General features: G+C 66.7%; 15 protein-coding genes. 7 read left to right on the top strand and 8 right to left on the bottom strand.

Annotated features, from left to right (window positions below; all coding sequences use genetic code 11):
• Window positions 1-14: 14 nt before the first annotated feature.
• Both P1L41_RS18590 and P1L41_RS04240 read right to left on the bottom strand, forming a co-directional pair.
• Window positions 15-425 (bottom strand): DUF7344 domain-containing protein, encoded by a 411-nt coding sequence (locus P1L41_RS18590; protein WP_419181088.1) that lies wholly within the window; start codon window positions 423-425, stop codon window positions 15-17.
• Window positions 426-505: 80 nt separating this feature from the next.
• Window positions 506-1,249, bottom strand: a complete 744-nt coding sequence (locus P1L41_RS04240; protein ID WP_276297625.1) for a helix-turn-helix domain-containing protein — start codon at window positions 1,247-1,249, stop codon at window positions 506-508.
• 353 nt (window positions 1,250-1,602) lie between these two features.
• Between P1L41_RS04240 and P1L41_RS04235 the strand changes: the two genes are divergently transcribed.
• The 3 genes from P1L41_RS04235 to P1L41_RS04225 are packed head-to-tail and all read left to right on the top strand — an operon-like array spanning window position 1,603 to window position 3,121.
• The gene (locus P1L41_RS04235) at window positions 1,603-2,106 is read left to right on the top strand and encodes a TrpY family transcription regulator (RefSeq protein ID WP_276297624.1); all 504 of its coding nucleotides are present in this window, start codon (window positions 1,603-1,605) and stop codon (window positions 2,104-2,106) included.
• A 32-nt stretch (window positions 2,107-2,138) separates the two neighbouring features.
• Window positions 2,139-2,486: a 2Fe-2S iron-sulfur cluster-binding protein gene (locus P1L41_RS04230; RefSeq protein ID WP_276297623.1), complete on the top strand. Its 348-nt coding sequence runs from the start codon at window positions 2,139-2,141 to the stop codon at window positions 2,484-2,486.
• Window positions 2,487-2,518: 32 nt separating this feature from the next.
• Window positions 2,519-3,121: an IMPACT family protein gene (locus P1L41_RS04225; protein ID WP_276297622.1), complete on the top strand. Its 603-nt coding sequence runs from the start codon at window positions 2,519-2,521 to the stop codon at window positions 3,119-3,121.
• 219 nt (window positions 3,122-3,340) lie between these two features.
• Here P1L41_RS04225 and upp read toward each other — a convergent pair whose 3' ends face one another.
• The 5 genes from upp to P1L41_RS04200 all read right to left on the bottom strand — a co-directional run bounded on the left by upp (window position 3,341) and on the right by P1L41_RS04200 (window position 9,278).
• Complete coding sequence (upp, locus tag P1L41_RS04220) at window positions 3,341-4,018, bottom strand: uracil phosphoribosyltransferase (protein ID WP_276297621.1); 678 nt, start codon at window positions 4,016-4,018, stop codon at window positions 3,341-3,343.
• Window positions 4,019-4,056: 38 nt separating this feature from the next.
• Window positions 4,057-6,771 carry a TRAP transporter permease gene (locus tag P1L41_RS04215; RefSeq protein WP_276297620.1) on the bottom strand — a complete coding sequence of 905 codons (2,715 nt, stop codon included), beginning with the start codon at window positions 6,769-6,771 and terminating at the stop codon, window positions 4,057-4,059.
• The gene (locus tag P1L41_RS04210) at window positions 6,764-7,258 is read right to left on the bottom strand and encodes a DUF1850 domain-containing protein (RefSeq protein ID WP_276297619.1); all 495 of its coding nucleotides are present in this window, start codon (window positions 7,256-7,258) and stop codon (window positions 6,764-6,766) included. Before P1L41_RS04210 ends, P1L41_RS04215 begins: the two co-directional genes overlap by 8 nt.
• Window positions 7,259-7,330: 72 nt before the next feature.
• Entirely contained in the window at window positions 7,331-8,422 is a 1,092-nt protein-coding gene (locus P1L41_RS04205) for a TAXI family TRAP transporter solute-binding subunit (RefSeq protein ID WP_276297618.1), read from the bottom strand.
• Window positions 8,423-8,585: 163 nt separating this feature from the next.
• A complete protein-coding gene (locus tag P1L41_RS04200) occupies window positions 8,586-9,278 on the bottom strand; it encodes a type 1 glutamine amidotransferase domain-containing protein (protein ID WP_276297617.1) in 693 nt (230 codons plus the stop codon).
• A gap of 147 nt (window positions 9,279-9,425) precedes the next feature.
• Here P1L41_RS04200 and P1L41_RS04195 point away from each other — a divergent pair, with 147 nt between their 5' ends.
• Together P1L41_RS04195 and P1L41_RS04190 are read left to right on the top strand one after the other, a co-directional pair.
• A complete protein-coding gene (locus tag P1L41_RS04195) occupies window positions 9,426-10,136 on the top strand; it encodes a DUF5828 family protein (protein WP_276297616.1) in 711 nt (236 codons plus the stop codon).
• A 183-nt stretch (window positions 10,137-10,319) separates the two neighbouring features.
• Complete coding sequence (locus P1L41_RS04190; RefSeq protein ID WP_276297615.1) at window positions 10,320-11,519, top strand: inorganic phosphate transporter; 1,200 nt, start codon at window positions 10,320-10,322, stop codon at window positions 11,517-11,519.
• On the opposite strand, the gene P1L41_RS04185 is transcribed toward P1L41_RS04190, so the two are convergent.
• Window positions 11,516-11,695, bottom strand: a complete 180-nt coding sequence (locus P1L41_RS04185; protein WP_276297614.1) for a DUF8107 family protein — start codon at window positions 11,693-11,695, stop codon at window positions 11,516-11,518. The two genes, P1L41_RS04190 and P1L41_RS04185, sit on opposite strands and share 4 nt — an antisense overlap.
• Window positions 11,696-11,778: 83 nt before the next feature.
• On the opposite strand from P1L41_RS04185, the gene P1L41_RS04180 reads away from it, so the two are divergent.
• Together P1L41_RS04180 and P1L41_RS04175 are read left to right on the top strand one after the other, a co-directional pair.
• Window positions 11,779-12,096, top strand: a complete 318-nt coding sequence (locus P1L41_RS04180; RefSeq protein ID WP_276297613.1) for a hypothetical protein — start codon at window positions 11,779-11,781, stop codon at window positions 12,094-12,096.
• Window positions 12,097-12,233: 137 nt separating this feature from the next.
• Window positions 12,234-12,545: an SRPBCC family protein gene (locus P1L41_RS04175; RefSeq protein ID WP_276297612.1), complete on the top strand. Its 312-nt coding sequence runs from the start codon at window positions 12,234-12,236 to the stop codon at window positions 12,543-12,545.
• The last annotated feature ends 6 nt before the right edge of the window (window positions 12,546-12,551 follow it).

Raw genomic sequence — 12,551 nt, 5'->3', positions numbered from 1 at the left:
GCCGGCTGTACCGTTTAGAAAATACTCGGTACCCCGGGGTGCCGAGAGTCTTTCCGAACGTACAGCCGGCAGTACGAGGCGCAAGGGTCGAGCCCACCACGCGACCGACACAGGGAGATTACTCCTCGCCCAGTATCTGTTCCAACGCTGGATGGTGCCTGTACCGGACCGTCTCGGTCCGCTCGTCGAACTCGACGAGCCCTTCCTGCCAGCATTGGCAGATGGGTGTGGTAGAGGTTAGTGAGGACGCTGTCCCGGCTCGGCGTTGGCGAGTTCGTCTCCTGTTCGACGACGTAGTCGGCGAGGTCCCCCACCGATGCGATGCCGTCGTCGACTTCCTGGAGGTATCTGAGAACGTCTCTCCGACGCGTATTGGCGAGACATTGATAGATGGCGTCTAGCGTCGAGCGGTCGCCCTCAGTCATTACCAAATAGTCACCACCGTACCGTAAATCGGCGGGGCTTCACCAACTGATTGTTTTATACCGATAGCGGCTGGTCGGCCCTACTGCTCGCCGAGGCCGACGCCAGTAGGTCGTCCGACCATGAGCGTGTTGCTGACGAGCGCCATCTGCCCGCGTCGAAGTCGCTCGGACAGGGCCCGCGCGGAGATGTCGAGTGAGTCGGCGACGTCTTCGAGGGTCGCCTCGCGGGGAATGGCGAAATGTCCCATCTCGAGCGCCGTGAGAAGGGCTTCGCGCTGTTTCGCCGTGATGTCGTACTGGCCTATCATGTGGTCTGTGAGGTCGTACAGACGGATGGGGCGCAGGTCGATGTCCTGGGCTTCGTAGAACGTTCGGAACTCGGACAGCCGTTCCCGGTCGGGAAACCGGAGCTGGAGTATCCACTCGTCGTCGTGTCCCCGCGCTCGGAGGACGGCAGTTTCCTCGTGCTGGGTCTCGATCCAGTCGAACAGCCCGTCGGCGTCGTCGGCCCACTCGATACCGTACAGGACACCCTCCTCGAACGTCGCAACCTTCCGGATGCGGTCGACGTGCGGGTCGTCTGCCACGGCCGTTCGAAACGCGGGACGCTGTTCCTCGTTCGTCCAGAGATAGGGCAACGGACTGTTGTTGGTCGGGACCAACTGCTCGAGTTCGACGACGACGTCCGGGAACGCCGCGAGGGGCTGCTCCAGTGCCAGCGTCTCGGCCGGCACGGCAAACTCGAAGATTACCATCGGCTCGTCGTCGGGTTGGTGGTCGTCATGCTGTCGGTCGTCGATCTCGGATGGGTCTGGCTCAGTCACGGGCGTGGTGGTCGCTGTTGCGGAACGCGCGTGCTGTATCGTGCGTCCCACGTGACCGCCACGTGAGGAGAACAAGGCAGACTGCCTGCTCGACCGGGCATCCCGGCTCAAACGGCCCCTTCATCGTCGGGGCGCAAACGCATAGGTTTGCAGTAGTAGTTCCGTGGCTTGAAAATTCAAGGAGAACACAGATAAAGGGTGTCGTGCCTGCGACTGACTCAGACTGTGCGTGACGGATGCGAGACGACACAGGTCCGACAGCGCCTCGCTCCTCGAATCGGCCACCGGCGCTGTGCAGTTCGAACGGCACCACAAGCGGTGAAATATTACCCCCGGGCCCCGTGCCTCCGACCATGTTCGACGAGATCATGCAGAAGTTCGAGGACTCGCCGGGCCAGCAGGACGTCATCCGCCTCCTGCTGGAGCGGGGGTTCTCGGTCAACGACGAGGGGCGGGTGGTCTCGGGAGGCATCGAGATTCCCAACACCGGCATCGCCCGGGAGGCCGGCGTCGACCGCCGGGTGGTCAACGCCACCACGGACGCCATCCTCGCAGACGACGAACTGCGGCGTATCTTCGGGAACATCTCGGCCGTCCCGAGCCTGCTGGACCTCGCACCGGTGCTCGATTTGACGGCCATCACCGTCCACGTCCGGGAGGCCGAGGAAGCGGGCATCGTCGCGACCGTCACCAGCGCCATCGCCGACCACGGCATCAGCATCCGGCAGGTGCTCACCGAGGACCCTGAGTTCACCGACGAGGCGGTCCTCTACGTCATCACCGACGAGGCGCTGCCCGGCGACCTCATCAACGAGATTCGCGCGCTACCCTTCGTGCGGACCATCGAGCTGGCCTGAGTCTTTTGCCCCGGCGCCCCCAACTACGTTCGATGGCGACCATCACCGTCCGGACGCCCGACGACGAGACACACGAGGTGACCGCCGAGCCGGGTGCCGTCCTGCGCGACGTCCTGCTCGATGCGGCCCTCTCGCCTCACGGCCGGTACGCCAGGCGTCTCAACTGCGGCGGGCGCGGCATCTGTGCGACCTGCGGCGTCCGGCTGGCCGACGCCCCGAAGCCCGACCACTGGCACGACGACCTCGCCGACCGCTTTGGCTACCCGCGGCTCTCCTGTCAGCTCCGCGTCCGCGACGGAATGGTCGTCGAACTGCTGGACAAGCGGGTCTGGGGCGGTCGCGAGTCACAGTCGGACGGGGCGTCGTCGACGGAAGGATAAGCGCTATTCGCCTCCCCCCGCTACCGGGGTACGTGGCAGACACGTATCGAACGGTGGCCGACCGGGGCGAGGCGCGCTTCGAGGTGCAGGGCTCGGAGTTCATCGGCCACGTCGCGCCCGCCACCACCGTCGCGGACGCGGAGGCCTTCGTCGCGTCCATCCGCGAGGCGTACGCCGACGCGACCCACAACGTCCCGGCCTACCGCGTCCGTGCCGACCCCTTCCGGGAGTATTCGAGCGACGACGACGAACCGACCGGGAGTGCCGGCAAACCCGGGCTGAACGTCCTCCAGCAGCGCGATATCGAGAACGTCGTCGCCGTCGTCACCCGCTACTACGGCGGGACGAACCTGGGCGTGGGCGGTCTGGCCCGCGCCTATTCGAAGGCCGTCAAGGACGGCGTCGACGCCGCCGGCGTGGTCGAAGAAGTGCCACACGAGACGTTCAGCGTCACCGTCGAGTACGACGACTCGGGCAGCGTGCGTGGCCTGCTCGAGTCCGCCGGCGTCGAGTTCGACGCCACCTACGAGGCCGACGTGGCCTTCGACGTGCGGGTCCCGACGGCCGAGGGCGCCGCGCTCCGTGACCGCCTCCGGAGCGCGACCAGTGGCCGAGCCGACATCGACGTCGACTGAGTTCGCCTTCGACGACTGTTGACAACAGCGGCGAAATTGTGGTTCCCTGACCCGTCATGCACACGTCTGACGCGAGTTCAGGTGGAGATATGATTCCGCCGCCGTTTATCGGTTTTGCAGCCGAAGAAAGGGGGTTCGACAGCCGACGAACAGACGGGACGAACCGCCGAGTGCTCCTCCGTTCGCCCATTCCAGTAAAAAGGCTGTCGCCTCGCAGGTTCAATCGGTCCGGAAGGCGCGGTCGCCGGCGTCGCCCAGGCCGGGGACGATGAACCCGTCCTCGTCGAGCTCGTCGTCGATGGCGACCGTCAGGAGGTCGGCGTCTGGGAACGCCTCGGAGAGCCGGACGATACCGGGCGGCGCGGCCACCGCCGAGAGGACGACGAGGGTGTCGGGCGTCGGCCCGTCCTCCGTTATCTCCTCGAGGACGGTGCACATCGTCGACCCCGTCGCGAGCATCGGGTCGGCGACGATGACAGTGTCCTCTGGTTTTATCTCCGGCAGCTTCACGTAGTCGACGGCGATGGGGAACTGGCCGTCCTCGTCCATCCCGGCCGACTCGTCGCGGCTGGCGGAGATGACACCCTGTCGGGCCCGTGGGAACGCCTTCAGGAGGCCCTCCACGAGAGGCGTGGCCGCCCGGAGGACGTTGACGATGACGACGTCGTCGAGGCCGACGACCCGCTCGCCCATCGTCGTGGTCAGGGGCGTCTGAATCTCGACGTACTCCGTCTCCATGCGGCCGTCGATGATCTCGTACCCACAGATTCGGCCCAGGCGGACGAGCCCCTTGCGGAACGAGACCTGTTCGGTCTCGACGTCGCGAATCCGCGAGAGTTCGTCCTTCGCGAGCGCGTGGGTGACGAGAAAGGCGTCGCCGCGCTGTTCGATTGGCATACCCGGGCCGTCGGCCGGCAGGGAGTTAAGTCGTTCTCTCAGGCGGATTCCGGCGACTGTCGCTGGTCGACCAGCGCCCGCCCGGCCCGCCGGTTCTTCGTCAGCAGCGCGACGAACAGCACGAGGCCGACGGCACGCAGTGTGAGGTCCATCGCCAGCGTCATCCCACCGCCGCCCAGTCCGAGCAGGCCGGAGATGTCGAAGACCGTCGAGACGACCAGGCCGGGCGCCATCAGCAGGACCGAACTGAGCGCGAAGGCGGTCCGTTCGGCCCGCGAGACCGGCGCTGAGACGTAGCCGATGACCGTCGCGGCCAGCGCGATGACGCCGAGGAACACCCCGACGACCGGAATCAGCACGTCGAAGATGGCGAACGCCGGGTCGGCGAAGTCCGCCAGTTCGACGACGCGGAACTGGTCGCCGACCGGCAGGTCACCCGGATTCCGCCGCAGCAGGACGATGCCCGGCGAGAGGATGAAGGCGAACGGGACGATGGCCTTGTTGAGCGACAGCGAGAACGCCTCGATGCCGGTCTGGAACGCGTCGGACTTTGCCACCCCCGCGGCCGCGTACGCCGCGACCGCCACCGGTGGAGTGATGTCTGCGATCACCCCGAAGTAGAGGATGAAGAGGTGGGCCGCCAGCAGCGGGACGCCGAAGGAGGTCAGCGCCGGCGCGAGCAGCGACACCAGGATGATGTAGGTGACCGTCGTCGGCATCCCCATCCCGAGGATGATGGAGGCGATGGCGGTGACGAGCAACAGCAACAGGAGCGACCCGCCGGCGATGGCCCGGATGAGCGCTACGAGGTTCGGCCCGAGGCCGGAGACGCTGATGACGCCGGGGATGATACCGGCGGCGGCGACGGCGATGACGACCGGGACGGCGGTCCGCGCACCGCCCTCCATGGACTTCCCGAGGAAGACCCCGAGTTTGTAGACGCCGTTACTGGCCCACTCCGAGCGGCCGATGGCGCCCGCGGTGTTCTCCGCGGCGTCGTCGACCGCTTTGTCGAACTCCAGTAAGTGTGCCTCCGCGAAGGGGTGGGTCAGCAGCGTGATGACCCCGGAGATGATGGCGATGCCACCGAGGCCCCCGACCGTGGCCGCGAAGGCCGCACCGACCGACTGCGGGCCGGTCCCGGTTCCGGCGATGGCCCCGATGATGTTCGCGCCGGCGAGCAACTGGCCGAGGAAGTTCCCGACGAACAGCAGACCGAAGATGGCCGCGAGTCGGCCACGCGTCTCGTCGCTGTAGGCCGCGACCAGCGCGATGAGCGCGCCGATGGCAATGAGCGTGAACCACGCCGACCGGGCGACCGAGAGCCGCTCGACCAGCAGGTAGTACAGCAACAGGCCGATGGGGACGAGGTAGAACCAGCCCGACCGCATGTGGGTCCGGATGTCGACGAGTTCCGAGGGGTCGAGTCCCCCGATGTCCCGCTTGCTCGCCTCGAAGTGGACCATCACCCAGACGCCAAAGAAGAAGACGATGGCGGGTATCGTGGCCGCGATGATGACCTCACGGAACGGCGTCGCCGTGTACTGGACGATGAGGAACGCCGCCGCGCCCATCACGGGCGGCAGAATCTGCCCGCCGGAGGACGCCGAGGCTTCGACCCCGCCGGCGAACTCGGGCCGGTAGCCCGAGCGTTTCATCAGCGGAATCGTGAACGCACCGGTCGTCACCGTGTTGGCGATGGAGGACCCGGAGATGGTGCCCATGAAGCCGCTCGCGAGGATGCTCGCCTTCGCCGGGCCGCCCCGGCGGGTCCCCGTCGCGGCGTAGGCCAGGTCGATGAACCACTGGCCCGCCCCGGACATCTCCAGGAACGCGCCAAATAGGATGAAGATGTAGATGAACTGCACGGAGACGGTGACCGGGATGCCGAACACACCGTTCTCGGTGTTGTACCAGAGGTTCTGGATGATGGAGGGCCACTCCAGGGGCGGGATGGAGAGCACGCCGACGTACGCCGCGTTCTGCGGGATGAGAAAGCCCCAGCGGGCGTAGACGATGAACGCCGCGACGATGAGCATCAGGTAGAGGCTGATGGCCCGGCGGGTCGCCTCGAGTACGAGGATGACGCCGATGACCCCAAGCAGGAACGCGTAGGAGACGTCGGTGATGGGGCCGAGCGCGCCGGCGACGGGCTCGAGCCAGGAGAACAGCAGCGTCTCCTGGATGGGACGGCCCGACTCCAGGCCGAGCGCGCGCATCCGCTGGATCTCGGCGAAGTCCGTGATGAAGTACGCCGCGGTCATCACCGAGATGACCATGAACACCGCGTCGATTGGCGTGATTCGGTCGAACTCGGGGTCGACGAACAGCCACCGCAGACCGTCACCGACGCGGCGGACGGCGCGTGTGACCGGGTGTGTCGCGCCGAGTTGTTCATCGAGCCACGCGGCGAACGCCGCCGCGCGCGTCGCGAAGAGTCCGTCGCCCGTGCTCGGCGGATAGAGCATGAACGCCAGTACCAGCCCGAAGGCGACGTGGATCGCGTTGATCTGGAGCAACTGGAGCGACGCGAACTGTATCTCGCCGACGAGAGGGAGGTCGATAGAGAGGACGAACCCCTTCGCCGCCAGCCACATCTGGAAGATAGAAAAGGAGATGCCGACGATGGCGACGGCGACGGCCGCCCAGCCCTGAAGCGAGCGTTTCCGCTCGATCTCCTGCAGCATCTCGTCTACTTCCTCGTCCGATACTCGGTCCTCGGTCGGGTCGTCCGGTGGTTGCTCGTCAGCCATGGATAATCAGTCCGAGAGTGGAGGTGTCGAGTGGGGAGCGGTGGGTCACGTAGATGTCGACGGCGTTGCCGTCCGAGAGCGCGACCAGGTCGTAGGTCTCGTCGCCCACGTGGAGCGTGTGGCCGGCGATGTCTCCGGGAGAGACAGTGATGCGTTCGAACTGTCCGGGCGGGTCGAAGACGAAGGTGCCGTTCTCACGAGTGACGTTCTCGCGGGCCGGCAGCCCCCAGCCGTAGGATTCGAACTCCATCCGCGTCATCTCGAGTTCGTCGCCACGAACCGTGTACCCGTCGTAGACGCGGGTCTTCTCGACGGAGTGCATGTACTCGAGCCCGACGGACGTCCCGTTCGAGACGGGCGCCGTCAGATACGTCTCGCCGGTGTCGGTGTCTGCGACGACGAGAACCGTCCCAGGCATCGCTGCGGCAGCACTGCCCAACACGAGCAGGCCGACGAACACGACGAGGACAACGGTTCTCCGACGCATGTCGTTCACTGGGTCCGGGTGGTTTGAAAACGATGCGGTTGGTTTGAAAAGCGATACAGTCGGAAGCGGTGCCTACATACCGAAGTAGGCAGCTGCGCCGGGATGGAGCTCGATGGACATCCCGTCCTGCGCCGAGTCCGCGCTGATGAAGTCCGTCTTGATGCTCAGGGAGTCGACGTTGTCGAAGATGGCCGCCGTGACCGTCTCGACCGTCGCCTCGGGCTGTTCGGCGTTGGTCGCGATCATCGCCTGCACGGCGACGGTCTCGGTCGCCTGGTCGACGCCACTGTAGGTGCCCGCTGGGATGGTGTCGTCGGCGAACCAGGACGCCGCCTCCTTGACGGCCTCGCGGTTGTCGCCCTCGATGGGCACGATGTTTGCGTTGTTGGTCGTCGCGAGGTCCTCGATGGCGCCGACGGGCCACCCGCCGACGACGAACGCCGCGTCGATGTCGCCGTTCCGGAGCTGGTCGGCCGCCTGCGAGAAGGAGGCGTTCTGCTCGGTGTACTCCGTGATGCCGACCGCCTCGAGGATCTGGTTGGCGTTGACCTGCGTCCCGGACCCGAGGTCACCGGTATTGATGGTCGCGCCCGAGAGGTCCGAGAGCGACTCGATGCCGGTGTCCTGGAGCGTCACGATGGTGATGGTCTCCGGGTAGAGCGTCGCGACGCCACGGAGGTTCTCGATCGCGTTCCCGTCGAACGCATCGATACCGGTGCCGTTCTTCGCGAAGTACGCGACGTCGTTCTGGATGAGCGCGAAGTCCGCGTCGCCGCTCGCGAGGCTCCCGACGTTCTCGACGGACGCCCCGGTCGACTGGACGTTCAGCGTGAACTCGGTGTTGTCCTCGACGACCGCCTTGAACTCGTTCGAGAGCGGGAAGTACGTCCCGCCGGTCCCGCCGGCGTGCCACGAGAGGCGCGTCTCGGTATCGCCACCGTCGCCGCCGTCGCCACCGTCGCTGCCGCCGTCGCTGCCGCCGTCGCCGCCATCGCTACCGCCGTCACCGCCACTGCCGCCGTCGCCGCCGTCACTGCCGCCGTCGCTACCACCGTCGCCACCGTCGCCGCCACTTCCGCCGTCGCCGCCGCACCCGGCGAGGGCGACTACACCAGCTACTCCTGCAGTCTGTAGGAACCGCCGTCGAGTCGATTTTTCTGTCATACGTCCTACCTATTTGCACCGGGGACACATTAACCCTGTTGTATGTTCTAAATCGGTATGACTCATAACTCGTAGAGAGAGCGGCAGTTACGCTCGAATACGTAGAAATTCAGATAAAAGATTAGGCACAAACTGGACCACGCTCGACGTGCGTCCGGGGTCCCTACGCGGGCGCTTCGACACCCAGTTCGTCGAGCAGCGTCCGCGCGGCCTCGGCAGAGGACGGAGGACCGCGAGCGGTCACCAGGTCGCCGTCGACGGTCACGCTGGTGTCGGCGTCGAGGTCGGCGTCCCAGTCCGCGCCGGCGGCGTTCACCTCGTCTTCGACCCAGTACGGGAGTTTCCGACCGTCGGGCATCAGGTCGTCGTCGTCGACGATACCCTCCTCCCAGGCGTTCGGGAAGCCGGTGACCGACCGGCCGGCGACGAGGAACTCGCCGTCGCTGTCGCGTGCGAAGGCGAGGATACCGACGGCGTGACAGACGACGAGTGCCGTCCCGTCCTCGCCCTCGACGGTGTCACGCAGGAGCCGGCGAGCATCGCTGTCCTGGTTGACGTCCCACTCGGTGCCGTGCCCGCCGGGGAAGACGACGGCGTCGTAGTCGTCGGCCTCGGCCCGTGCGACGGGAATCGGGTCGTTGAGCCGCTCGTCGGTCTCGTGGACCTCGCGGACGTGCTCGGCGAGGTCGGGGTCCACGTTCTCGGGGTCGACCGAGCGCTCGTCGAGGACCGGCGGTGACCCGGACGGCGTCGCGACGGTGACGTCGACGCCCGCGTCGGTTAGCGTGGTCAACGGCTCGATACACTCTTCTCCCCAGTACCCGTGCTCGCTGACGACGAACAGTGCGGATGTCATCGGCCCCTGTTTTGGCCTCCAGCCTGAAAGACGCCACGTCTGGCCGATGGCGGAAACGTTATTCGGCCCGACCCCGAAGGATGCCGGTACAGATGGACGGTCACGACGAAGCGACGCCGCGGCTGTCCACGGGTCGTCTATTCTACCATGGCTGACATCGAAGAGAGCGTTTCAGGATTCAAGATGCGGGGCGGCTGGGTCGACGTCGTCGAGCACGGCGAGCGGATCACCCAGGCGCTGAAGGACTTGCTGACGAACGAGGAGGTGGCCACCGCCATCGACGGCGATGCCCTCTCGGAGTTCGACGAGTGGCGACCCAAGAGCCACGAACGGCTCGACGAGGACGTCAACGAGAAGACCGCCGAACAGGCCAGCGTCGACGAGGGCAAGGGAGAGCAGGCGGGCAAGGAGCCAGACGAGGACCTCCAGACGGCCGGCGAGAAGCTGAGCGAGTCCTACGAGAACTTAGACGAACCGAGCGAGGCGATGAACAAGTGGGGCGAGTCCGTCGACTACGTCACCCGCGCGGCCGACTCCGCCGGACGAAAGGCGCTTCGCAGGGTCGAAGACGCCGTCTACAAGAACGTGATGACCCAGATCGCGCCGTACTACTTCGACAACGCGCTGGTCAGCGCGAACCTCCGGCGGATCAACGGCGACGACCGACCGGAGTACGTCTTCGAGGTCAACGTCAACGACGACGACCTGAAGATGCGCGTCTCGAACACGCTCGCGGACTTCGAGCAGTCGGTCGACCGCTGGCACGTCGACACCGAGAAGGCGACCGAGGCGGTGGAGGCCGCGGAGGGTGTGGAGGCGACGGAGCCGGGCGAGGAGACCGACGCGAAGACGAACTGAGCACGGGGCCGGCCGCGCGGCGTCGGCTGCCAGCGTCGCCGATGCGAAGACGAACTAAGCGCGGGTCGGTACCGGGAATCAGGGCGACACGATGGTATCCCCTGTCAACCCCCCATACTTCGAGTGGAGATAGTCGACGGCGAGCGGTAGTCTCATTGCGCGTGAGTGGAAACGCCGGGGTAGATGGTAGCGACGAGTGTGCTGGCGACGCTGGTGGTGGCGTCCGTAGCGAGTCTGTTCATGGCGTGGGCCATCGGTGCGGGCTCGTCCGGTTCGACACCCTTCGCGCCGGCCGTCGGCGCGAACGCGATATCCGTGATGCGCGCGGGCTTCTTCGTCGGGATTCTCGGGCTCGCCGGCGCGGTGTTACAGGGGGCGAACGTCACCGAGACGGTCGGCAGCGGCCTCGTCCTCTTCCCGGACGGAGGGAGCCTCTCCGCGGTGGCGTCTATCGTGGCGCTGATCACCGCGGCGGTGCTGGTCGCCATCGGCATCTTCACCGGCTACCCCATCGCGACGGCCTTCACGGTCACGGGGGCCGTCGTCGGCGTCGGCCTGGCGATGGGTGGACAGCCGGCCATGGCGAAGTACACGCAGATCGCGGCGCTGTGGGTCGCCGTCCCGTTTGTCGGGAGCGGGATGTCCTTCGGGCTGGCGTGGTCGCTGCGCCACGACCGCGTCCCCGAGCGGCTGCTGGTCCCCGGGCTGGCGGGCCTCGTCGGCGCGGTGCTCGCGAACATCGAGTTCGTGTTGCTCGCTCCCGGCGACGAGCAGGCGTCGGTCGCACGAGCGGTGACCCGCGAGCTGGGGACGGCGACGACGCCGACGATGGTGGCAATCACGCTCGTCGTCGGGGTGGTCGCCGCGGGTCTGCTGTATCGCGACGTGGCTGCCGACGAGGCTGCCGGCCAGCGGCACTTCCTGCTCGTGCTGGGCGGGCTGGTCGCCTTCTCTGCTGGCGGGAGCCAGGTCGGCCTGGCACTCGGGCCGTTGCTCCCGCTGCTGGGGCAGGGGCCCACGGCGGCCATCCCCATCACCGGCGTCCTGCTGTTCGGCGGCTTCGGCCTGCTCATCGGGTCGTGGACCGGCGCGCCACGGATGATAAAGACGCTCTCACAGGACTACTCCTCGCTCGGGCCCCGGCGGTCTATCGCGGCGCTCATCCCGAGTTTCGTCGTCGCCCAGACCGCCGTCTTCTTCGGCATCCCCGTCTCGTTCAACGAGATTATCGTCTCGGCCATCATCGGGTCCGGCGCGGCCGCCGGTGACGGCGAGGTCAGTGGGGCGAAGATGGGCAAGACGGTGCTGGCCTGGATCGGGTCGCTGGTGCTCGCCTTCGCGCTGAGCTTCGGCGTCTTCCTCGCCGTCGACGGCCTCCTCTAGCGCAGGACGACGAGATAGGTCAGCACCGCGAGGAACAGCGTCGCGATGGCGACTGACCGCAGCGTGAGCGACGCGAGGCCCACGAACGACAGCCCCCACAGGACCACGGTACTGAACACGGCCGACAACACCAGATCGAGTACGAGCAGGACCCGGATGTCTCCGTCGGAAGCCATACGTCCCGTGGCGCGCGCAGGGGACTTAGTTCGTATGTGGTAGCGAGAGTATATTTTTATTCGTCCGACACGTAGTCGGCGGCGTGAAACTCACCAATAGCCAGGGAACGTCCGTGGACCCCGTCCCCTTCCTCGTCGTCGCCACGACGGGCGTGCTCGTGAGCTACGTCTTTCTGCCACCGTACTTGCTGTCGTTCGGCGCGTCGTTACCGCTCGCCGTGGCCGGGTCGACGGGTATCGCTGCCCTCGTGTGTATCTGGTCGTTCTACCGGTACTGCTGGTCGATGCGACCGGAACTCCGTCGGGAGGTCCCGAGCCAGCAGCGGTTCCAGCGACTGGTCTACGGGATGGCCATCTTCGCGGGACTGCTGGTGTTGCTTTCGCTCCCCTTCTTCCTCTAAGGGATTTTTCCCAGGGGCGGTCGACGTGGGCGCTATGCGTACAGTCGAGGTCACACGGGCAGTCCCGGCGACGGTCGTCGCCGTCGATCGGGGGGCTCTCGCCCGAAACCATCATCGAGAGCGAGGGGACCTTCAGCGTGGTCGACGTCGCGGAGCACGACGACGGGCGGACGACGGTGACCGCGCGGGCGAGCGGCCTCCAGGCGACGTTCACCTTCGAACCGCTCGAGGACGGCTACCGGTACCGCCAGGAGGGGGACGCCGGCCCGTTCGAGACGATGGAGACGACGCTGACCCGGGAACGGGCCGACAGCGGGGCGCGCCTGACAGCACGGTCCTCGGTGAGTCTCGGCCTGCCGCTGCCGGGAGTGACAGACCGGCTCGCGGGGTGGAAGCGGCGGGGCGAACTGAAGCGCCTGCTGGAGACGCTGGCCGTGGAACTCCGGTAGGGCGCC

It is taken from the genome of Haloarcula ordinaria (assembly GCF_029338275.1).
Classification (GTDB): Archaea; Halobacteriota; Halobacteria; order Halobacteriales; family Haloarculaceae; genus Haloarcula; species Haloarcula ordinaria.
This window is presented reverse-complemented; position numbering and strand designations above follow the sequence as displayed.